At 72.4% G+C, this 21,151-nt stretch carries 18 protein-coding genes; 12 read left to right on the forward strand and 6 right to left on the reverse strand.

Annotated elements, in window-relative coordinates; genetic code table 11:
- Positions 1-57 precede the first annotated feature (57 nt).
- Entirely contained in the window at positions 58-4,668 is a 4,611-nt protein-coding gene (locus ACFYO5_RS34025; RefSeq protein WP_388716379.1) for a CHAT domain-containing protein, read from the forward strand.
- Between the two features lie 66 nt (positions 4,669-4,734).
- Here ACFYO5_RS34025 and ACFYO5_RS34030 read toward each other — a convergent pair whose 3' ends face one another.
- Both ACFYO5_RS34030 and ACFYO5_RS34035 read right to left on the reverse strand, forming a co-directional pair.
- On the reverse strand, positions 4,735-5,406 hold the full coding sequence (locus ACFYO5_RS34030; protein WP_388716382.1) for a response regulator: 672 nt from the start codon (positions 5,404-5,406) through the stop codon (positions 4,735-4,737).
- A 277-nt stretch (positions 5,407-5,683) separates the two neighbouring features.
- Positions 5,684-6,652 carry a histidine kinase gene (locus ACFYO5_RS34035; protein WP_388716385.1) on the reverse strand — a complete coding sequence of 323 codons (969 nt, stop codon included), beginning with the start codon at positions 6,650-6,652 and terminating at the stop codon, positions 5,684-5,686.
- Positions 6,653-7,115: 463 nt separating this feature from the next.
- Here ACFYO5_RS34035 and ACFYO5_RS34040 point away from each other — a divergent pair, with 463 nt between their 5' ends.
- Together ACFYO5_RS34040 and ACFYO5_RS34045 are read left to right on the forward strand one after the other, a co-directional pair.
- The gene (locus ACFYO5_RS34040) at positions 7,116-7,601 is read left to right on the forward strand and encodes a TrkA C-terminal domain-containing protein (RefSeq protein WP_356566801.1); all 486 of its coding nucleotides are present in this window, start codon (positions 7,116-7,118) and stop codon (positions 7,599-7,601) included.
- A 4-nt stretch (positions 7,602-7,605) separates the two neighbouring features.
- On the forward strand, positions 7,606-8,841 hold the full coding sequence (locus tag ACFYO5_RS34045) for a cation:proton antiporter (RefSeq protein ID WP_388716388.1): 1,236 nt from the start codon (positions 7,606-7,608) through the stop codon (positions 8,839-8,841).
- Between the two features lie 92 nt (positions 8,842-8,933).
- On the opposite strand, the gene ACFYO5_RS34050 is transcribed toward ACFYO5_RS34045, so the two are convergent.
- Positions 8,934-9,341 (reverse strand): MazG nucleotide pyrophosphohydrolase domain-containing protein, encoded by a 408-nt coding sequence (locus ACFYO5_RS34050; RefSeq protein ID WP_388716391.1) that lies wholly within the window; start codon positions 9,339-9,341, stop codon positions 8,934-8,936.
- Between the two features lie 97 nt (positions 9,342-9,438).
- Here ACFYO5_RS34050 and ACFYO5_RS34055 point away from each other — a divergent pair, with 97 nt between their 5' ends.
- Positions 9,439-10,437, forward strand: a complete 999-nt coding sequence (locus ACFYO5_RS34055; protein ID WP_388716394.1) for a TAXI family TRAP transporter solute-binding subunit — start codon at positions 9,439-9,441, stop codon at positions 10,435-10,437.
- A gap of 355 nt (positions 10,438-10,792) precedes the next feature.
- Here the strand turns inward: ACFYO5_RS34055 and ACFYO5_RS34060 are convergent, their stop codons facing one another.
- On the reverse strand, positions 10,793-12,208 hold the full coding sequence (locus ACFYO5_RS34060) for a HAMP domain-containing sensor histidine kinase (RefSeq protein ID WP_356566795.1): 1,416 nt from the start codon (positions 12,206-12,208) through the stop codon (positions 10,793-10,795).
- Positions 12,209-12,217: 9 nt separating this feature from the next.
- Complete coding sequence (locus ACFYO5_RS34065) at positions 12,218-12,901, reverse strand: response regulator transcription factor (protein ID WP_356566793.1); 684 nt, start codon at positions 12,899-12,901, stop codon at positions 12,218-12,220.
- A gap of 324 nt (positions 12,902-13,225) precedes the next feature.
- Here ACFYO5_RS34065 and ACFYO5_RS34070 point away from each other — a divergent pair, with 324 nt between their 5' ends.
- From ACFYO5_RS34070 to ACFYO5_RS34105, 8 genes are all read left to right on the forward strand, one after another.
- Positions 13,226-14,002, forward strand: coding sequence for an amino acid ABC transporter ATP-binding protein (locus ACFYO5_RS34070; RefSeq protein WP_388716399.1), 777 nt, complete (start codon positions 13,226-13,228; stop codon positions 14,000-14,002).
- Between the two features lie 94 nt (positions 14,003-14,096).
- The gene (locus ACFYO5_RS34075; protein WP_388716402.1) at positions 14,097-14,942 is read left to right on the forward strand and encodes a glutamate ABC transporter substrate-binding protein; all 846 of its coding nucleotides are present in this window, start codon (positions 14,097-14,099) and stop codon (positions 14,940-14,942) included.
- Positions 14,943-15,074: 132 nt separating this feature from the next.
- Positions 15,075-15,743 carry an amino acid ABC transporter permease gene (locus tag ACFYO5_RS34080; RefSeq protein ID WP_356566788.1) on the forward strand — a complete coding sequence of 223 codons (669 nt, stop codon included), beginning with the start codon at positions 15,075-15,077 and terminating at the stop codon, positions 15,741-15,743.
- Positions 15,740-16,639 (forward strand): amino acid ABC transporter permease, encoded by a 900-nt coding sequence (locus ACFYO5_RS34085; protein ID WP_388716405.1) that lies wholly within the window; start codon positions 15,740-15,742, stop codon positions 16,637-16,639. Before ACFYO5_RS34080 ends, ACFYO5_RS34085 begins: the two co-directional genes overlap by 4 nt.
- A 175-nt stretch (positions 16,640-16,814) precedes the next feature.
- A complete protein-coding gene (locus ACFYO5_RS34090; protein WP_388716408.1) occupies positions 16,815-18,422 on the forward strand; it encodes an FAD-dependent monooxygenase in 1,608 nt (535 codons plus the stop codon).
- Positions 18,423-18,689: 267 nt separating this feature from the next.
- Positions 18,690-18,761, forward strand: a complete 72-nt coding sequence (locus ACFYO5_RS34095; protein ID WP_309544753.1) for a putative leader peptide — start codon at positions 18,690-18,692, stop codon at positions 18,759-18,761.
- A gap of 85 nt (positions 18,762-18,846) precedes the next feature.
- Positions 18,847-19,386, forward strand: coding sequence for a cysteine dioxygenase (locus tag ACFYO5_RS34100; RefSeq protein WP_388716411.1), 540 nt, complete (start codon positions 18,847-18,849; stop codon positions 19,384-19,386).
- Complete coding sequence (locus ACFYO5_RS34105) at positions 19,383-19,823, forward strand: rhodanese-like domain-containing protein (protein ID WP_388716414.1); 441 nt, start codon at positions 19,383-19,385, stop codon at positions 19,821-19,823. The genes ACFYO5_RS34100 and ACFYO5_RS34105 overlap by 4 nt, the downstream gene beginning before the upstream one ends.
- A gap of 543 nt (positions 19,824-20,366) precedes the next feature.
- Here ACFYO5_RS34105 and recX read toward each other — a convergent pair.
- Positions 20,367-21,146 carry a recombination regulator RecX gene (gene recX / locus ACFYO5_RS34110; protein ID WP_388716417.1) on the reverse strand — a complete coding sequence of 260 codons (780 nt, stop codon included), beginning with the start codon at positions 21,144-21,146 and terminating at the stop codon, positions 20,367-20,369.
- Between the last annotated feature and the right edge of the window lie 5 nt (positions 21,147-21,151).

Raw genomic sequence — 21,151 nt, forward strand, 5'->3', positions numbered from 1 at the left:
CCTCGACTTCGCGACGACCACTCGATTCTGACGGTAAATCACCACACCATGGGTGGGATGACGGAACTTCATGAACATGTCGTGGCCCGTCTGCTGGCGGCCCAGAACAGCCGCGACCCGGCGCCCCTGCGCGAGCCGGTGGCGGTCGCCGAGGCGCTCGCCCTGCTGCGGGCGGCGGCGCCCTCACCGGAGGGGGCCGTCGACCTGGACGCGGTCGCCGCCGTCTTCTGGACGTTCTGGTTCCGGCATCTGGGCCCCGACGATCCGGACATCCGGCTGAACATGACGATCGCCGTCGGCACCTTCGGTTTCCTCCGGCCGCGCGCCCCGGAGGGTGTGCCCTTCCCGCCGGTCCTGGAGGAGGCCCACGACCCTGACGATCCGGCTCTCGACGCGCAGTTCGCCTCTCTCGTCAGCTCGGCGCACGGCGAGCTGCTCCAGGACCCGGACCTGCCCGACCCCGAGCGGCGGACCGCGCTGGAGCGTGCGCTGAGCTGGTCGGAGACGGCGCGGAAGCTGCTGCCGGAGGGACACGAGGGGGTCGTGGAGCTGACGCTGCACGCCCTCGACGTCGAACTGTTCCGGTTCCGGCTGGAGGCGGAGCCGGACGCGCTCGCCGCCGCGGCCCGGCACGCGAGGACGGTGTGCGAGCGGCTGCCCGGCCTCGGCTCCGACGTCCTCGGCCCGGCCGCCGCCGACGCGGCCGCCCTCGCGCTGAGGACGGTCGTGGACGCGGCCCGGCTGCTCGGTGAGCCCTCGCTCGCCGAGGTCGAACGGCTGGTGGCGGCGGCCCCCGACGGCACGCTCGACCCGGAGGGCACGGAGGGGTTGCGCTTCCTGCGCGCCCTGCACGCCCAGCGCTCCGCCTGGCCGGGCGAGCCCGATCTCCGGATCGGTGCGGTGGTCGCCGAAGCGGGGACACGGGAGCACGACGCGGCCCGCATCGCCTGCGCCGTACGACGGCTGCGCGCGGCTCTCGGCCATGCTCCGGCCGGTCATCCGGCCCACCTGGCCGTCACGATGGCCCTGAGCGAGGCGCTCGCCGCGTTCGCCGAGGAGCGGGGCGACGACACGGCCGCGCGCGAGGCGACGGCGCTCCTCGACGCCGTCGACGCGGCCGCTCTGGGCGACGCCGACAGGGAGCGGCTGGAAGTGGTCCGCGCACTGCGCCGGCTGTCGCTCGACCAGGACGGTTCGCCGTCGGGCGGTGAGGACGGCACGGTGGCGGCGCTCGGCCCGCTGCTCGACCGGCTGCGGGACGGTTCCGCGCGGCGGGGCGAGGCCCCGGACATCACGCTGGAGACCTACGGCGTCATGTCGTCGCTCTCCGAGAGCCTCGCCGACGGCGCCTCGGACACCGCCCGCGACGAGCGGATCACCCGCTACCGTGCCGCGCTGGCCGGGGTGCCGGCGGACGCGCCGCAGCGGTACGCGTGCGTGGCCGTACTGGCCGCGCTCACCGGTCTGCGGGCCGGGGAGCTGCGGGAGTCCGGCTCCGTCCGCGCCGCCGACCGGCTGGACGCGGAGGCCCGCGCGCTGGTGCGGGAGGTGACCGCCACCGCTCCGGACGGGTTGTTGCTGCCAGGTCTGTTCCGCAAGGGCGCTCTCGATGTCGCGCTGGCCGTCGCCGCGACGACCGTCCTCACCGGCGAACCCGACGGCCGGACCGACCCCGAGCTGGCCCGCGTGGTGTCCCAGCTGTCCCGCATGGCCGACGTCAGGCTCGACGATCCCGCCGACCTCGGCTCCGACATCGCCGTACTGCGCGAACTCCTGGACGGGCTCCCCGAGGACGCCACCGAGCAGCGGGCCCAGCTGTCCGCGGCGCTCGGCAGCGCGCTGTCCTCGCACGCCGCCCACCTCGGCGATCCCGCCCTCCTGGAAGAAGCCGTGCCGCTGCTGCGATACGCCCGCGCGCACGCCTCGGAACTTCCCGCGGGCATCGACGTGGTGCTCGCGCAGGCGCTCACGGTCGTATCGGCCACCACGATGGACACCGAGGCCGCGCGCGAGGCGGCGGTGCTCCTCGCGACGACGTCGGGGGCGACGGGAACCTCGGAAGCCCCTGGGACCCCCGCAACCCCGGGGGTGGCGGACGCATCCGGAGCGACGGGAGCATCGGGGGCGCGTGCCGCCTCACCGGACGCCGCCACGCGCGCCCCCTCGGCCGACCCGGCCCACGCCTTCATGGCCGCCCACACCGAACTCCACAACGCCCTGCAGCTCTACCTCTTCGGCCAGGATCCGCAGCAGCTCGACCGGGCCCGCGGGATCGCCCGGCGGCTGCGCACCCTCGGCGGAGACAGGGCGGAGACCGCGACGACGGAGACCGGGACACCGCGGAGCGGGAGGCCACGGAGCGGGAGGCGACGGAGCGGGAGGCCACGAACCGGGACGCGACACACCGCGACGGCGGAGACCGCGACATCACAGGTCGGCGCGCCTGGGGCCGAGATGATGAGCGACGCCTTTCTCGACCTGCTGGAGACGGTCGGGCCGGGCGGTGGCCCGAGGAGCGACGTCACCGACGACCTGGTCGACCAGTGTCGCCGCAGGTACGAGTCGGCCGCCGTCCCCGGGACGCGGGTCCTCACCGCGATGACGCTGATGCGCGTGCTGGCCATGCGCGCCCTCACCCTGCGAGAGACCGAACCGGAGCGCGCGCGGAGCCTCGTCGCCGAGGCGGGGCACCTGGTGGACGCCGTCGCGCCGGAGGCGCCCGCCGGCTGGGCCGACTCGATGCGTCCGTTCGTCACGATGACCGCCATCGGCGTCACCGGCGGCGGTCGGCTTCCCCCGGTCACCTCGGAGCAGGCTCCCCCGGCACCGCAGGTCGCGTCGTCCCTGCCGGAGGTGTTCGAGGCGCTGATGACGCCGCTGCGCAACCGCCTCGCCGGTGTCGACGACCCGGCCTCGATACGTGATCCGAGGATTCCGGCCCTGTTCCGGGCGCACGGCGAGATCGGGGCCGCGGCGGGCGCGCTGGGCAGGCCGCGGCCGCGCATCGACCTGGCCCTGTCCCATCTCGAAGCGGCGGTCGCCGTGCTGCCGGGCATCACCGACCGGGGCAGCGACCAGGAGTCCGCCGAGCACGGCCTGACGCAGTTCGAGGGGGACATCCGGGGCATCGTCGAGCTGATCCTGGCGGCGGTCCTGGTCCGTGACGGCTCCGCCCGGCTCCGGGACCACATGGAGAGGCTGAAGAGGATTTTGGCCGCGGTCAGACGAGACGGCCGCCCGCCGGAGGCGATGCCCGACCTCTCCGCGCTCCGGCGCACCGTGACCGGTCCCGACGTCGACCGTGCCACGGAGCTTCTGGAGCGCGGCCGCGGTCTGCTGCTGTCCCGGCGGATGGAGGCGCGGGCCGACCTCGGCGAGCTGCGGTCGGCCCATCCGGAGCTGGCGGACGAGTTCGAGCGGCTCACCGATCTGCTGGCCGCCGAGCAGGAGCCGACGGCCCCCGGGGACGCCGAACGGCACCGGCTCGACAAGCTCCGAACCTCACGTGCCCTCGACGGGCTGGTCGAGGGCATCCGTGACCGCCCCGGATTCGACAGCTTCCTGCGCCCGCTCACGGCGGAGCGGCTGCGGGCCCTCGCGGTCGACGGGCCGGTGGTACTGCTCAACCACGCGCGACGGCTGTGCCACGCCCTCGTGGTGACGGAACGGTCGATCGCCGCGCTGGTCCTCGAACCGACTGCGGAGGACGCGGCCGAGGCGGCCCGCCGACTCCGGGAGTCCGTCGACGTCATCAACGCCCAGGGCGCGGCGAGGAGTTCCCCGGCCGAGCTGGTCGGCGCCGGGGCGGAGATCCGCCGAACCCTGTCCTGGGCCTGGCACCGGATCGTGCGGCCCGTCCTGGAGCATGTCGGTGCCGCCGAACCGGTTCCCGAGGCAGGGCCGTGGCCCCGGATCTGGTGGGTGCCCACGGGCGCCTTCCACGCCCTGCCCCTGCACGCGGCCCAGTGCACCCTGCCGGACTGCGAGCTGGACGGCTGCGGTGCCGCGCTGGACACGGTGGTGTCGTCGTACGTACCCGGCTTCCAGACGCTCGCCTACGCACGCGACCGGGCGGGGCGACGCGGCCTGGCCTCCGACGGCGACGCGCTGCTGGTCGCCTCGTCCGAGGAGGAGCTGCCCGGTGTCGCGGCCGCGACCCGCTACGCCGCCGGGCTGCTGGGGGCGGGTGAGCCGCTGATCGGGGCCGCCGCGACGCGGGAGGCCGTCCTGGCCGGGCTGGGCGGCGCGGCCTGGGCGCACTTCGGCTGCCACGCGGCGACCGACCCCGGGGCTCCGTCCGGTGCCCTGCTCCACCTGCCCAGCGGTGAGTCGCTCCCGGTGCTGGACATCTGCCGCGCGCGGCCGGGCACCGCGCGCCTGGCCTTCCTCGCGGCGTGCGGTACGGCCCGCACCTCCGAGCGGCTCAGCGACGAGGCGATCCACATCACCAGCGCCTTCCTGCTCGCCGGCTTCCCCACCGCCGTGGGCACGCTCTGGGAGATCGACAGCACGTACGCGGACCACGTCACCCGCGACTTCTACCGCCGGGCCGTGGGCGGTTCGGGGCAGGGCCCGGCCCTGGCCCTGCACCACAGCGTCCGAGCCCTGCGCGAGCGGTTGCCGGAGCGCCCCCACGTCTGGGCGGCGTACGTGCACGCGGGCGCGTGAGCGCGCGGGCGGCCGGATCCGCACCAGCATGGCGCCGCCGTCCGCGGGACGGCTGGGGCAGCCGGGTCAGGGATCTATCAGGCCCGCCCGGATGGCGTAGCGGGTGAGTTCCAGGCGGTCGCGCATGCCGAGCTTCTGGAGGAGGTTGGCGCGATGCCGTTCGACGGTCTTGACGCTGATGAAGAGGAGCGTGCCGATCTCCCTGGAGGTGTGCCCCTCGGCGACGAGCTTGAGGATCTCCTCCTCGCGCTCGGTGATGAACCGGTCGGGCAGACCGTCCACGTCGGCGCCGCGGCGCAGCCGTTCGAGGTACGACCGCACGAGCGCGCGCTCCGCTCCCGGATAGATGAACGGCTCGTCGCGCACGGCCGCCCGGCACGCCTCGACGAGGTCACGGTCGGCGACGGACTTCAGGACGTATCCGCCCGCCCCGGCCTTGAGGGCCTCGAAGAAGTACTGCTCGTTGTCGTACATGGTGAGGATGAGGATCCGCAGGTCGGGCAGGAGGCGGGAGAGTTCGCGGGCCGCCTGGAGACCGGTCATCCGGGGCATGGCCACGTCGAGGACGGCCAGGTCGATGTCGCCCGCGCGGGCCCGCTCGACCGCCTCGGCCCCGTCGCCCGCCTCCGCCACGACCGTCAGGTCGGGTTCGCCGTCCAGGATGAGCCGTACTCCGCGGCGCACGAGGGTGTGGTCGTCGGCGAGGAGCACACGGATCGGTGCGCGCTCGTCGGTCATCGGCGGCCTCCGGGCAGGGTGGGAAGGGCGTGGGGGACGACGGTCGGCGAGGCGGTGGGGAGGGCGTGGGGGACGGTCACCGAGGCTGTGGGGAACGCGTGGGGCACGGTCGGCGAGGCGGTGGGGAGGGCGTGGGGGACGGTCACCGAGGCTGTGGGGAACGCGTGGGGCACGGTCGGCGAGGGCGTGGGAAGGACATGGGGCACGGTCGGCGAGGCTGCGGGAAGGGCACGGAGCGCGGTCGACGAGGCCCCGTACCGAGACGGGCGGAATTCCGTCACCGGGGGCCGCCTTCGGCCGACGCGGCGGTGCCGGGCCCGGTCCGCAGGCGTACGACGGTTCCGCCGCCGAGGCCGGGGCCGAAGCTGAACGCCGCCCCGATCAGCAGGGCCCTCTCCCGCATGCCCAGGACGCCCGCTCCCTCCCCGTCGGCCGGACCAGGGCCCCGGCCGTTGTCGCGCACGAGGAGTTCGACGCCGTCGGCGACCGGGCGGAGCCGGAGTTCGGCACGGTCGGCACCGGCGTGCCGGGCGGTGTTGGTGAGGGCTTCCTGCGCCACCCGATAGAGCACGAGTTCGGTCTCCTCGGTCAGTGCGGGCAGCACGGTCCGCAGGTCGGGGCGGACCGTCAGCCCGTGCGTGGTGAACTCCCCGGCGAGCGAGCGCAGGGCGCTGACCAGGCCGAGTTCGTCCAGGACGCCGGGGCGCAGGCGGCGGGCGATACGGCGGATCTCGTCGAGGCCGGCGCGGGTGGCCTCCTGCGCCTGCCCCACCTCGCCGCGAAGCTCGTCGGGGGCCCGGTCGGCGACGCGCTTGAGCTGGAGGAGTACGGCGGTGAGGGTCTGGCCGACCTCGTCGTGCAGTTCGCGGGCGACGCGGTGGCGTTCGCGTTCCTGCGCGGACAGGGCTCGGGCGGCGCTGCTCGTGCGCTCGGCCTCCAACCGGTCGAGCATGGAGTTGTACGTCCTGATCAGTTCGGCCGTCTCCACCGGGCCGGAGACGACGGCACGCGCTCCCGGGTGCAGGAGGTCGGCGTCGCTCATGGCCCGGCCCAGCCGCTTGAGCGGAACCAGCCCGACGCGCAGCACGACCGCGTTGACGGTCAGCAGCGAGGCCAGGCCCGCCAGGACGACGAACGCCTCGGTCGGCAGAACGGGGGTGGAGACGGTGACCGGACCCAGGAGCAGGGCGGCGGCCACGACGAGACCGCAGGCGTTGAGAGCGAAGATCCGCCAGAACAACGACACGCGCGCGACTCCTCCCCCGGTCCTCGTCGACGGCCGGTTCGCCCGCTGCGGCCCAGCCGTGCCCGCACGGTCCATCCGGTCCGCCCGGTCCGCCCGGTCCGCACGGTCCGTCCGGTCAGCACAGTCCGCACGGTCCGTCCGGGACCATGCCGTCCCCCTGACCAGGTTCTCCGCCCCGCGCCGGCCCTGTCCATCCGTGACGACACCCATGTCGCCACGGTACGGGGGATGACAGCATGGCGGTTCGGGGTACTGGTGATCGACGGTCCCGAAGACCGGTCGGGCACCGCCGACCGGCGCCCGTCCTTGGTGGCAGAACCGGGACCGGAATCGGGACCGGAATCGGCACCGGAACCGGAATCGGCACCGGGCCGGGACCAGTGCCGACGCCGGAACCCGCGCCGGCCCCGATACCGCCAGTACTCCGGCGACCACCGCCGACGACCAGCAAGGGGAAGAAACCGTGTCCGCTCCACGCCTCCGGACGACACCACTGCCAGGCATAGGGGTCCGGTACGACCTCGTGACGCGGGAACAGCGCCACCTGTCCGTGGTGGCCCACCGCGACGGGACCCGGACGGTGAGCGTGTACCAGGCCGACGACCCGGACTCCTGCGCCCAGTCGCTGCGCCTTTCGGGTGCCGAGGCCGGCTCGCTGATCGACGCGCTGAAGCCGTCCCACCACAGCGCGAGCCTGCTCTACACGACCGACCTCGGACTGGTCGCCGAGCGCGTCGAGGTGGCCGCGACCTCCCGATGGAACGGGCGCCTGCTGGGCGAGACCCGGATGCGCACGGACACCGGGGCGTCGATCGTGGCGGTCCTGCGACGGGCCGAGGCGATCCCCTCGCCGGCGCCGGACTTCCGGTTGGCGGGCGGAGACACCCTCATCGTGATCGGCACCCGCGAGGGCGTGGACGCGGCCGCGGCGATACTCGGTCGGGAGTGAACCCGTGCACTCCTCCGCGGTCCTGCTGATCGAGTTCGGTTCCATCATTCTCGCCCTCGGACTGCTCGGCCGGTTCGCCGCCCGCTTCCAGTTCTCGCCGATCCCCCTCTATCTGCTCGCCGGTCTGGCCTTCGGCGAGGGCGGGCTGCTGCCGCTGGGCGCCAGCGAGGAGTTCGTGGCCATCGGTGCCGAGATCGGCGTCATCCTCCTGCTGCTGATGCTCGGCCTGGAGTACACGGCGAGCGATCTGGTCTCCAACCTCAAGGCGCACTATCCGTCCGGCCTCGTGGACTTCTCGCTCAACGCGCTGCCGGGCGCCGCCGCCGCGCTGCTGCTCGGCTGGGGCCCGGTGGCGGCCGTGGTGCTGGCGGGCGTCACCTGGATCTCCTCGTCCGGGGTGATCGCCAAGGTGCTGGGCGATCTGGGCCGGGTCGGCAACCGGGAGACGCCGGTGATCCTCAGCGTCCTGGTGCTCGAGGATCTGGCGATGGCGGTCTACCTGCCGATCGTCACCGCGCTGGTGGCCGGCGTGGGACTGGCCGCCGGCAGCCTCACGCTGGCGATCGCGCTGGGCGCCGCGGGGCTCGTCCTCTTCGCGGCGGTGCGCTACGGCCGGGTCGTCTCCCGATTCGTGTCGAGCGACGACCCCGAGAAGCTGCTGCTCGTGGTCCTGGGGCTGACGATCCTGGTGGCCGGTGTGGCGCAGCAGCTCCAGGTGTCGGCGGCGGTCGGCGCGTTCCTGGTCGGCATCGCACTGTCCGGTGAGGTGGCCGAGGGCGCGCACACGCTGCTGAGTCCGTTGCGGGACCTGTTCGCGGCCGTCTTCTTCGTCTTCTTCGGGCTGCACACCGATCCGGCCAGCATTCCCCCGGTGCTGGTGCCCGCCCTGGCGCTGGCCGTCGTGACCGCGGCGACGAAGATCGCGACCGGGTACTGGGCGGCGCGCCGCGCCGGGATATCGGTCAAGGGGCGCTGGCGCACCGGTGGGGCACTGGTGGCCCGCGGGGAGTTCTCGATCGTCATCGCGGGGCTCGCGGTCACCGCCGGCATCGAGCCGTCCCTGGGCCCGCTGGCGACGGCGTACGTACTGATCCTGGTCGTCCTCGGCCCGCTCACCGCCCGCTGGACGGAACCCCTGGCCACCCGCTGGACCCGCCTCCGCGAGACGCGTCGGCCCCCGGCGGAGCAACGGGAGCAACGGGCACCCGAGGCGCGCGCGGAGACGCCGGTGGGCGACTGACTGAGGGACGCCGTCACGGGCGCGAGCACCGGGACCGGCACGGAACGGCACCGGCATCGGCATCGGCGCCGACGACAGGTCCCGGCCGCCCGTCAGGCCGCGCCGCCGGGGACCCAGCCCTGGCGGCGCAGCATCGCCGACACGTCCGGTGCCTCGTAGTGCTCGCCCTTGAGGATCTTGCCGTCCTCGCGGCGGGCGATCTGCCCGTCGGGTCCCCGTCTGGTCATGTTGGAGCGGTGGATCTCGGCTGTCACGGCGTCGAGGTCGATCCCGTGCACCAGAGCCGTGCCGTACGCGACGTAGACGACGTCGGCCAGTTCGTGCGCGAGGCGGTCCAGGGGGCCGGTCACCGACACCTCGGCGACCTCCGCGGCCTCCTCCGCGAGGAGTTCCCCGCGGTGGGCGGCGAGGCCGGGCGACACCTCCGACGGTGTACCGCGGGCGTCGAGGCCGAAGGCGAGGTGGAACTGACGGACCAGGTCGGCGGGCGAAGAACTCATGCGACCGACGGTAACGACGGCCACTGACAGTCACCGGGCGTCGCCCGGTGCGCCCCGCCCTGGCCAGTGCGGCGCGCCACCTGGCAGGATCGCGCGCATGTCCAAGGTGTTCGCTCCCATCGGCAGGCGCCGGGCCCTTCAGGGCGCCGCGGCCGCCGTCGTCGTCCTCGGGCTGCTGCTGTGGTGGCTGCTCCCCCTGGGCGAGGACCCGCCGAGCGGCACGATCACCTTCAGCACCGGCACCACGAGCGGCGTCTACTACGAGTACGGCAGCCGGCTGCGCACCGAGCTGGACGAGGACATGCCCGACATGGACGTGAAGCTGACCACCAGCAACGGCTCCCAGGAGAACGTCGCGCGCGTGGCGACCGGCGAGGCCGACTTCACCATCGCCGCTGCCGACGCGGTGGAGACGTACGAGCGGGAGCATCACGGCGCGGCCGCCCGGCTCCGCGGCGTCGCGCGGCTCTACGACGACTATGTGCAGCTGGTCGTACCGCGCGACTCGCAGGTGCGGTCCGTGGCGGACCTGAAAGGGCGGACGGTCGCGACCGGGCTGCCCCGCTCGGGGGTGCGGCTGATCGCCGAGCGGGTCCTGAAGGCGGCGGGCGTCGATCCGGCGAAGGACATCGAGGCCGTGTCGCAGGGCATCGACACCGGCCCGGAGCGGCTGAAACAGGGGAAGATCGACGCGTTCTTCTGGTCCGGCGGGGTGCCGACGGCCGGACTGGAGAAGCTGGCCGACAACTTCCCCTTCCGGTTCGTGCCGATCGACGCCGCGCTGGTGGCCAAGATGCATCAGCAGGACGACGCGACGGGCTTCTACCGGGCCACGAACATGCCCGAGTCGGCCTACCCGACCATCCAGAACGGCTCCACGGTGCCGACCATCGCGGTCTCCAACCTGTTGATGACCCGCACGGACGTGAACCCCCGGCTCACCGAGTGGCTGACCCGGACCGTGATCAAGAGCCGCGACGGCATCGGACGCCACGTCCACTCCGCCCAGCTGGTCGATCTGCGCACGGCGATCTACACCGACCCGCTCCCTCTGCACGAGGGCGCCCGGCGCTACTACCGCTCCGTCAAGCCGTGACGCGTGCCGGCGCCACGGTCCGTCCGTGGAGCCCTGGCGCAGCGGACACCACCGCCGCCGTCTCGCCGTAGCGGGGGTTGACGCCCGCCGCCGCCGTAACGCCGTAGCGGGGGTCGACGCCCGCTGCGGGCCGCCGTCGAGCCCGCCGGGGCCGGACACCACCAGAGCCGGACACCACCAGGGCCGGACGCCAACGCGGGCCGCCGTCGAGCCGTGGGCCGGGCCGACACCACCGCGCCCGCGTCGAGCCGCGGCAGGGGACCGACACCAGCGCCCAACGCGTCGAGCCCCGACAGGGACCACACCCGCCGCTGCCGGTCCGCGTCCGCGTCCGTGTCGCGTGGCGGGACCGGCGTCAGGCGGCCACAGGTCTCGACCTCGGTACCGACACCGACACCTTCAGCCCGGTGGGCTCGTGACGGTCGTACGAGATCGTGCCGCCGCCGGCGGCGAGCAGGGCGCGGGAGATGGACAGGCCCAGGCCGGAGCCCTTGATGTTCTGGTGCCGGCCGCTCCGCCAGAAGCGGTCGCCCACGCGCGTGAGTTCCTCGTCGGTCAGGCCGGGACCGTGGTCGGTGACGACGACGGTCGAGGTGTCGCCGTCGACGGCGACCGTCACCTCGACGCGCTCGCCCTCCGGCGTGAACTTGACCGCGTTGTCGATCACCGCGTCCAGGGCGCTGGAGAGGGTGACCGGGTCGGCCCAGGCCGTGGTGGGCGGGCAGTCGCCGACCAGGCGGACGCCCTTGGCCTCGGCGGTGGGCGCCCAGGCGGCGACGCGCTCGGCGGTCAGCGCGCCGATGTCGGTGACCCGCAGGTCGGCCTGGGTGTGCTCGGCGAGGGCCAGGTCGAGCAGGTCGTCCAGGACCTGGGCGAGGCGCTTGCCCTCGTTCTGCACGGACGCGATCTCCTCGTTGCCCTCCGGAAGTGCGTAGCCGAGCAGTTCGATGCGCAGGAGCAGCGCCGCGAGCGGGTTGCGCAGCTGGTGCGAGGCGTCGGCGACGAAGGCGCGCTGCTGCTCCAGCACGTCCTCGACGTTGTCCGCCATCTCGTTGAACGACCGGGCGAGCCGCCGCAGTTCCGGCGGGCCGCTCGCGACCGCGACCCGGGATTTGAGGCGTCCGGTGGCGATGTCATGGGTGGTGGCGTCCAGGACACGTACGGGCCGGAGCACCCAGCCGGTCAGGCGCAGGGCCGCTCCGATGGCGAGGAGCATCGCCGCGATCTCGCCGGCGCCGACGACCAGCCACCCGTGCAGGATGCGCGAACGCATCGCCCCGGTCGGCGAGTCGGTGACGACGACCGCGACGACGTCACCGTCCCGGATCACCGGGGAGGCCACCACGAGCCGGTTGCGCTGCCAGGGCCACACCTGCTTCGGGTCGTGGCTGCGCCGGCTCAGCAGCGCCTCCTTGAACGCTTCCCTCACCTCACCCTTTTCGGGGAGGTACCAGTCCCTCGGTGCATGAGCCATGGGGGTGTCGCCGCCGTAGAAGACACCGGCCCGAATGCCGTAGACGTCGTAGTAGTTGACCAGTTCACGGATCAGCGCCCCGCGCCGCTCGTCGTTGGTCGTGGAAACGGGGGTGGAGTCGCCGGTCGGGGCGGTGACGAACTGGGCGAGGGCGGCGAAGCGCGCCGTGTCGTCGATGCGGTCGACGACGACGTCCTGTTGCTCGGCACCGGCCACGCTGACCGCCAGCGGCACTCCGAGGGCGAGCAGGACGGCCGCCATCAGGACGATGAGCAGCGGCAGGAGACGTGTGCGCAACGGTCCCCGCTAGGCCGGAGCCACGAGCCGGTAGCCGACGCCGCGCACGGTCTCGATCAGGGCGGGCATACGCAGCTTGGCGCGCAGGGAGGCGACGTGCACCTCCAGGGTCCGCCCGGTCCCCTCCCAGCTGGTGCGCCAGACCTCGCTGATGATCTGCTCCCGCCGGAAGACCACGCCGGGCCGCTGGGCGAGCAGCGCCAGGAGGTCGAACTCCTTGCGGGTCAGCTGGACGACGGAACCGCCCACGGTGACGCGTCGGGTGGGCAGTTCGATGTGTACGGGCCCGAGCAGCAGCTCGCTGTCGCCTGCGGCGGCCGCGTCCTCGGGGACGGTGCGCCTGCTCACGGCGTGGATACGGGCCAGCAGCTCACCGGTGTCGTACGGCTTCACCACGTAGTCGTCGGCGCCCAGGTTGAGGCCGTGGATGCGGGAGCGCACGTCGGAGCGTGCCGTCACCATGATCACGGGGGTGGCGGTGCGCTTGCGGATCTTGCCGCAGACCTCGTAGCCGTCCTGGTCGGGCAGGCCCAGGTCGAGCAGGACGACCCCGAAGCCGGGGCCCTCCGGGACGAGCGCCTGGAGCGCCTCCTCGCCGCTGCGCGCGTGGGTGACGTCGAAACCGTGCCGCTTCAGCACCGCGGACAGCGCGGCGGCGACATGGTTGTCGTCCTCGACGAGCAGCAGTCTCATCCCGGCCTCCTCCGGTTCAGCGGGCGTACCATCTTTTTCTGTACAAAGTCGTACGATCTAGGCGTACGGTTTTGGTGTCGGAAAAGCGCGGTGCACGCGCGCGTGCATCATGGCAGTCACGCTGATGGACGAGGACGCCGTCAAGTGGGTTCCGGTTGCGCGGGGCTTCCGTTATCCGCCCGATACGGTCCCAGGTCGTAAGTGCTACGACAGGTGTCCGATTGCTATCGGATCGTGATCCTCAGATTCCCCTCAGATGTAATGACGCTGGTCGCACTGGTTACTACTGTCCTCCGAAACCGAGGAGGACGGAGCCCGAGAGCGATGACCGAAGTATCGGTGGCCAAGGAAGACGCGGCCGCGCCCGGCGAACTGGTCGTCCTGAAGAGCGTCAACAAGCATTTCGGCGCGTTGCACGTTCTCCAGGACATCGATCTGACCATCGAGCGCGGTGAGGTCGTCGTGGTCATCGGACCCTCCGGGTCCGGTAAGTCCACGCTGTGCCGCACCATCAACCGCCTGGAGACGATCGACGCGGGCACGATCACGATCGACGGGAAGCCGCTGCCCCAGGAGGGCAAGGAGCTGGCGCGGCTGCGCGCCGACGTCGGCATGGTCTTCCAGTCGTTCAACCTGTTCGCGCACAAGACCGTGCTGCAGAACGTGATGCTGGGGCAGGTCAAGGTCCGCAAGGCGGACAAGAAGAAGGCCGAGGACCACGCGCGCCTCCTGCTGGACCGCGTCGGTGTGGCCAGTCAGGCCGACAAGTACCCCGCTCAGCTCTCCGGCGGCCAGCAGCAGCGCGTCGCCATCGCGCGCGCCCTGGCCATGAACCCCAAGGTGATGCTCTTCGACGAGCCGACGTCCGCCCTGGACCCGGAGATGATCAACGAGGTGCTGGAGGTCATGCAGCAGCTCGCCCGGGACGGCATGACCATGATCGTCGTCACCCATGAGATGGGATTCGCACGATCGGCTGCAAACCGCGTGGTGTTCATGGCCGACGGCCGCATCGTCGAACAGGCTGCGCCAGACCAGTTCTTCAGCAATCCGCGCAGCGACCGCGCCAAGGACTTCCTGTCCAAGATCCTGCATCACTGACGGCGCCCGGCGCCTCCGCGACCAGCGTCACCCGCCTCTCGACGGCTCGCACGTCTCCTTCATCACCGAAGGCATCACCCAAAGGAAGTCGATCATGAAGCTTCGCAAGGTCTCCGCCGCCTCGGCCGCCGTTCTCGTGCTCGCCCTCACCGCCACCGCGTGCGGCTCCGACGACAAGGACGACACCGGCGGCGGCTCCAGCGGCGGCGGCGACAAGATCAAGATCGGTATCAAGTACGACCAGCCCGGTCTCGGCCTGAAGGAGCCCGACGGTTCCTTCTCCGGCTTCGACGTGGACGTGGCGACGTACGTGGCCAAGGAACTCGGCTACAAGCCCGACCAGATCCAGTTCGTCGAGACCAAGAGCGCCGACCGCGAGAACGCGCTCTCCCGTGGCGACGTCAAGTTCATCACGGCCACCTACTCGATCAACGACGAGCGCGCCAAGAAGGTCGACTTCGCCGGCCCGTACCTGCTGGCCCACCAGGACCTGCTGGTGAAGAAGGACAGCAAGATCGCCAAGGGTGCGGACCTCAACGGCAAGAACCTGTGTTCGGTGACCGGCTCGACGTCGGCGCAGAATGTCAAGGACAAGATCGCCCCGAAGGCCAACCTTCGTAAGTACTCCGGATACTCGGAGTGCATCGCGGGCCTCCAGAGCGGCGCCGTAGAGGCGGTGACCACCGACGACTCGATCCTCGCGGGCTTCGCCGCGCAGGACAAGTACAAGGGTCAGTTCAAGCTCGTGGGCGAGAAGCTCTCGAACGAGAACTACGGCATCGGCGTCAAGAAGGGCGACAAGGCCACCGTCGACAAGATCAACGCCGCGCTGGAGAAGATGGTCAGCGACGGCTCGTGGGACAAGGCCGTCCAGGAGAACTTCGGCCCGGCCGGCTACAAGAACGAGGCCGCCCCGAAGATCGGCGTCATCGTCAAGTAACCCGGCATCCGCCGCCTCAGGAATCCCGCGCCGGACGTGGGGTTCCGCGGGCGCGCCGCCCGTCGTCGCGATCACGGCGGGCGGCGCGCCACGCCCTCCACGTACCCCACACACCCGGAAGCGCGGGAGATCGTGTTCGACTTTCTTGAAGGCTACGACGTCCTCGCGGCGTTCTGGATGACGGTCAAACTGACCGTCTTCTCCGCCGTCGGCTCCCTGGTCTGGGGCACCATGCTGGCCGCGATGCGCGTCAGCCCGGTCCCGCTGATGCGCGGGTTCGGCACCGCCTACGTCAACATCGTCCGGAACATCCCCCTGACGGTCATCATCGTCTTCACCTCGCTCGGCCTCGCCGACATCTTCGGTATGACGATGGGCGCGTCCGACAACTTCGATGTCCAGGGCTTCCGCCTGGCGGTGCTCGGTCTGACCGCCTATACGGCGGCCTTCGTCTGCGAGTCGATCCGTTCCGGCATCAACACCGTGCCCCTCGGCCAGGCCGAGGCGGCACGCGCCATCGGACTGAGCTTCAGCCAGACGCTGGGACTCGTCATCCTGCCGCAGGCGTTCCGCTCGGTCATCGGCCCGCTGACCAACGTCCTGATCGCCCTGACCAAGAACACCACCGTGGCGGCCGCCATCGGTGTGGCGGAAGCCGCCTTCCTGATGAAGGAAATGATCGAGAACGAGGCCCAGACGCTGGCCATCGGCGCGGTCTTCGCCCTCGGCTTCGTGGTCCTGACCCTTCCCACCGGCCTGCTGCTCGGCTGGCTCGGCAAGCGACTGGCGGTGAAGCGATGAGTTCGGTCCTCTACGACGCCCCCGGGCCCCGCGCCAGACGGCGCAACGTCCTTCTGTCCGTCGTCTTCTTCGTACTGCTCGCCCTGGCCCTGTGGTGGGTGTGGCAGAAGATGGACGACAAGAAGCAGCTCGAATGGGCCCTGTGGGAACCGTTCACGACGTCCCAGGCCTGGACGACCTATCTGCTGCCGGGCCTCGCCGACACCATGAAGGCCGCGGCGCTCTCCATGGTCATCGCCCTTCCCCTGGGCGCGTTCCTCGGCATCTCGCGGATGTCCGACCACCGCTGGGTGCGCGTCCCGGCCGGCGCGGTCGTCGAGTTCTTCCGGGCCATCCCCGTCCTGCTGCTGATGCTGTTCGCCAACGAGCTGTACGTCCGCTCGTCGGACATCTCCAGCGAGGACCGCCCCCTGTACGCGGTCGTCACCGGCCTCGTGCTCTACAACGCCTCGGTCCTCGCGGAGGTCGTCCGGGCCGGCATCCTCGCCCTGCCCAAGGGACAGACGGAGGCGGCGTTCGCGATCGGTCTGCGCAAGGGCCAGACGATGACCAGCATCCTGCTGCCGCAGGCCGTCACGGCGATGCTGCCGGCGATCGTCAGCCAGCTCGTGGTCATCGTGAAGGACACCGCGCTCGGCGGCGTGATGCTCGGATTCACCGAGCTGCTCAACGCCCGCAGCACCCTCGCGGCGAACTACGCCAACGTCGTCCCCAGCTTCATCGTCGTGGCGCTCATCTTCATCGTCGTCAACTTCATCCTCACCTCCTTCGCCTCCTGGCTGGAGGGCCGGCTGCGCCGCAGCAAGCGCGGCACGGGCGCGGTGCTCGCCCCGGACGACGTCGAGGACAACCCCGCCGCGATCCCCGGCAGCTACGGAACGGGCCAGGCGGTCTGACCCTCACTCATATGGCGTGACCTGTACGGAGGCAGTGGCGTGCGCGCCGCTGCCTCCGTCACTTGACGCAAGCTGCGGCAATGGGTTGCATACGTTCTGTGATCGCGCATCCTGCCCCTACCCCTTCTTCACTCACGTCCCTCAGGACACCGTCGCGGGCAGGGGGCGCCACGCCGTGGACCCGGTGATCATCGTCGGAGCGGGGCCCGTGGGGCTCACGCTCGCCCTGGCACTGGCACGTCAGGAGGTGCCCTCCGTCGTCCTGGACGAGGGGCCGGGCAAGGACGAGCCGCGGCTCGCGCGCACGGTCGTGCTCCGCGAGGAGACCGCCGCCCTGCTGGAGCGGCTCACCGGCGCCTCGCTCGCCGGGGCGGGCGTCCACTGGGCCGGTTGGCGGTCGATGCGGCGCAAGCAGGTGACACACCGGATCACGTTCGACGACGGCGACCCGGCTCCACTGCACCTCGCCCAGCATGTGCTGACCGACGCCCTGCGCACGGCCCTGGCCGGCGAGCGGCTCGTCCGCGTCGTCGTGGACAGCCGCCTGGACGGCGTCGAGCAGGAACCTTCCGGTGTCACCGCCCACACCCGCGGACCCAAGGGCACGTGGTGGCGCGGCAGCTACCTGGTGGGCTGCGACGGCCCCCGCTCGACGGTCCGCAAACTCCTCGACATCCGCTTCCCCGGCCGTACGGCGGTGGAGCGGCACGCCGTGGCCGCGCTGCGCACGGAACTTCCATGGGCCGACGAGGCGTTGCTCCATCGGACGCCGCCGTGGCGGACGTCCGGTCCGTCCGCCGGCGAGATCACCGGACGTCCGCTGCCGGACGGCGTCTGGCGACTGGACTGGCTGCTGCCGCCCGGCAAGGACCTCGTCACACCCGAGCTGCTGGTGGCCCGCGTCCGCGAGACCCTGGCGGGCTGGAGCGGCGGCACGCTCCCGGCCTACGAACTGCTCGACACCGGTGTCCACACCGTCCACCACCGGTTGGCCCGCCGTTGGCGCGCCGGGCGGGTCTTCCTCGCCGGGGACGCCGCCCACCTCCTCGGCGCCCTGGGCACCCAGGGGCTGGACGAGGGTCTGCGGGACGCCGACAACCTCGCCTGGAAACTGTCCCTGGCCTGGCACCACGGACCGCACGAGGCCCTGCTCGACAGCTACCAGGCGGAGCGGCGCACGGTGGTCGCCGCCCGGCTGCGCGCCGCCGACCAGATCCTGCCGACCCTGCGCGGCGGCCCGGGCATAAGGGCGTACGTCCCCGGCGCCACCCGCGCCCACGACGCGCTGCTCACCGACGGTCACCTGGGGCGCGGTCAGCTGGGCGCGCCCGGCGCGTACGCCGGCTCCCCGCTCGCCCCCCGGCCCCTGGAGGGGGAGGTGCCGGTGGACACGCCTCCCGGTGTCCAGGTCACGGACGTCCGCGTCACCGCGGAGGACGGCACCTTCGTACGGCTGCGGGACCGGCTGGGCCGCGGGGCACTGCTCGTCCTGCTGATCGCCCCGGGCACCGGCGTCTGGGAGCGCCGGCACTGGGTGGGCGCCGGCATCATGCCCCGGCTCGCCGCCGCGGTGACGGCGCTGCCGAGCCCGGCCGAACTGCTGGTCGCGGAGAGCTATCCGGGCGCGGCCGCCCACACCGTCCTGCTGATCCGGCCCGACGGCCACCTGGTCACCGCGCTGAGCGGGGTGCGCCCCGCCGACCTGTACGCGGCGGCGGAGGCGACGGTGGGGGGAGCCGTGGAGGCGGCGACCGAGGCGGAAGCGAGGGCCGGGGCCAAGTGAGGACGGACGGGGGCGGCCCTCGGTGATGTGACCGGGGGCTCGGCGGGCGTTCCGGGGGCCGGAGTGCGTTCCCGGCGGCCGGGGTGCGTCGGCGGACCGGTTCGAGGGCCGCCGGTTCGAGGGTCGCCGTGAGCGGGCGGTGGCCGTTTGAGTCCGGTGCGACGACCGGCTGATCCCACTCACCGTCACTTCGGTGGTCCACATGGTGACAGTCGGTTGACCGGCGCACCTAGGCATGGTCTACTCCGGATCGTGACCGACACCTGTGTGCGCCTGTGGCGGAGGGTCCATATGGACCTCGTCCGCTATGCGGGCTGCGTGTGTCGTCCGTCCTGCTGAATTCGCATCCCCTTGCCCCGGCGCGCGCCGCCGACGTGCTCTCGCGTACCCGCGCGCTCCCGCGAACGCCCTCAGGACGGTACCCGTGTCTGTCTCCCCCTCCGTGTCTTCCTCCCTGTCCGCGCCCGCCGCCCCACCCACGCAGGCGGACCTCCTCGACTTCGTACGGCGTACCGCCGCCGACACCGCGCTGATCGCCTCACTCCCGCTCGACCCGGAAGGCCGCACCTGGGTGCGCCTGGAGGGACCCGGCGGCAGTGAGGCCTGGCTGATCGGCTGGCCGCCCGGCACCGGCACCGGCTGGCACGACCACGCCGACTCGGTCGGCGCCTTCCTCACGGCCCGCGGCGAGCTGACGGAGAACTCCCTGGCCGCGCGACTGCCCACGGACGGCTGGAAGACGCTGGAGCTGTCGGAGGACGTCGACCGGGAACGCGTTCTGACGGCCGGCAAGGGCCGCGCCTTCGGACGCCACCACGTCCACGAGGTCCTCAACGAGTCCCGCGAGGAGCACGCGATCTCCGTGCACGCCTACTACCCGCCCCTCCCGCGGATCCGGCGGTACAGCCGCACGGGCCAGGTGCTGCGCCTGGAGCAGGTCGAGCGCCCCGAGGACTGGCAGTGAGCGGCGGCACGACGAGCGGCGACGTGGCCGAGGGCGCTCCGGTGCGGGACCGGCGGCCCGTGGGCGTGGACGAGTTGCTGGACCGGGTGCGGGCCGGGTACACGCGCGTGCAGGCACGGGAGGCGTACGAGGCCGCCCGCGCGGGTGAGGCACTCCTCGTGGACATCCGGTACGCGGCCCTGCGCGACCGGGACGGGCTGATCCCCGGCGCCCTGGTCGTCGAGCGCAACGAACTGGAGTGGCGGCTCGATCCCCAGGGCAGCCACCGGGCCCCCGAGGCCACCGGTCACGACCTGCGGATCGTCGTGATCTGCAACGAGGGCTACGCGTCGAGCCTGGCGGCCGCGTCCCTGCACCGGTTGGGGCTGAACCGGGCCACCGACCTGGTCGGCGGGTTCCAGGCGTGGCGGACGGCCGGGCTGCCGGTGACGTACTGAGCTGTCGCCCGGCGGGGCAGGTTCGGGGCGAGGGGTCCACGCCGACGGCCTGCACGATCGGCGCGGCGCGTCGATGTCCCGGGCGTTCAGCCGCCCGATGTCGGCCACCTCCCTGGCCGCGTCCCACCGCGAGTCCGCTGTGCGGCCCGACGCCGTTGTCACGGTTGGTGCGCCCGCACCATCCGGTCGACTCCGACGCCGACACCGGCGGCGGCCCGGGGCGGCGTCCCCTCCGTCAGCCGGTACGGCGTGAGGGCGGCAGCCTCCCAGGCACGGCCGTGGGCGGGCCGAACGCGATCGACGCCTCCTCCCGCGTCCACCGTGTCCGGAACCGGACCTGCGGAACTGCCGAGCTGCCGAGCTGTCGAGCTGTCGAGCTGTCGAGCTGTCGAGCTGTTGAGCTGCGGAGTCGAACCAGTGGGCCCCACTCCCGCACTCCCCCATGCCCGCCGGTCACGTCGTGCAGGAGACTCCGGTCGGCACCCACTTCTGCCGCGGCCCCTCCGTCACTGCTCCCCGGCCCCCGGAACTCCGTGTCCTGGATCAGAACTCCCCGTCCTCCAGGAACTCCGTGTCCTCGCCCTCCTCCTCGAGCGCTTGCCGGACCACTCGCAGGGCCATGCCCTGGGGGTAGCCCTTGCGCGCGAGCATTCCGGCGAGACGCCGCAGCCGCTTGTCACGGTCGAGTCCGCGGGTCGAGCGCAGCTTGCGGGCGACCAGCTCACGCGCGGTCGCCTCCTCCCGCTCGGAGTCGAGCTGGGCGACGGCCTCGTCGATCAGCGTCGAATCGACGCCCTTGGTCCGCAGCTCCTGTACGAGGGCACGCCGGGCAAGTCCGCGGCCGTGATGCCGGGACTCCACCCAGGCGTCCGCGAAGGCGCCGTCGTTGATCAGCCCGACCTCCTCGAACCGCGAGAGCACCTCCTCGGCCACGTCGTCCGGGATCTCCCGCTTGCCCAGGGCGTCGGCGAGTTGTTTGCGGGTGCGCGGGGTCCCGGTGAGCAGGCGCAGGCAGATCGCCCGAGCCCGCTCAGCCGGGTCCCCTGAAGACTCCCCCTTCTCGGCCCTCGACGAGGCAGAGGTGTCTTCGTCCTCGGCGGACGGTTCTCCGAAGCCACGCCGACGGCGTCCGCCTCGTGAACCGCCCTCGCCGCCGCGTCCCCGGCGGCCACGGGGTCGGCCTGCGCCGGCCGACCCGTCGTCCCCTTGCGAGCCGCTGTCCGGCCGTTCGTCACCGTCCCGGGCCAGGCCGTCCCCGATCCCCGACTGGCGGGAGATGCCGGGGTGGGCGTCGTACTCGGCCCAGTCCGTTCGTCGTGTCACGGTCG

Origin of the sequence: Streptomyces sp. NPDC006259 (assembly GCF_042870975.1) — a bacterium.
GTDB lineage: Bacteria > Actinomycetota > Actinomycetes > Streptomycetales > Streptomycetaceae > Streptomyces.

Excerpts from the sequence above, each read along its gene's own strand:
- ACFYO5_RS34025 (WP_388716379.1), top strand. The coding sequence starts at position 58 with ATGACGGAACTTCATGAACATGTCGTGGCCCGTCTGCTGGCGGCCCAG.
- ACFYO5_RS34030 (WP_388716382.1), bottom strand. The coding sequence starts at position 5,406 with ATGACCGACGAGCGCGCACCGATCCGTGTGCTCCTCGCCGACGACCAC.
- ACFYO5_RS34050 (WP_388716391.1), bottom strand. The coding sequence starts at position 9,341 with ATGAGTTCTTCGCCCGCCGACCTGGTCCGTCAGTTCCACCTCGCCTTC.
- ACFYO5_RS34055 (WP_388716394.1), top strand. The coding sequence starts at position 9,439 with ATGTCCAAGGTGTTCGCTCCCATCGGCAGGCGCCGGGCCCTTCAGGGC.
- ACFYO5_RS34065 (WP_356566793.1), bottom strand. The coding sequence starts at position 12,901 with ATGAGACTGCTGCTCGTCGAGGACGACAACCATGTCGCCGCCGCGCTG.
- ACFYO5_RS34070 (WP_388716399.1), top strand. The coding sequence starts at position 13,226 with ATGACCGAAGTATCGGTGGCCAAGGAAGACGCGGCCGCGCCCGGCGAA.
- ACFYO5_RS34075 (WP_388716402.1), top strand. The coding sequence starts at position 14,097 with ATGAAGCTTCGCAAGGTCTCCGCCGCCTCGGCCGCCGTTCTCGTGCTC.
- ACFYO5_RS34085 (WP_388716405.1), top strand. The coding sequence starts at position 15,740 with ATGAGTTCGGTCCTCTACGACGCCCCCGGGCCCCGCGCCAGACGGCGC.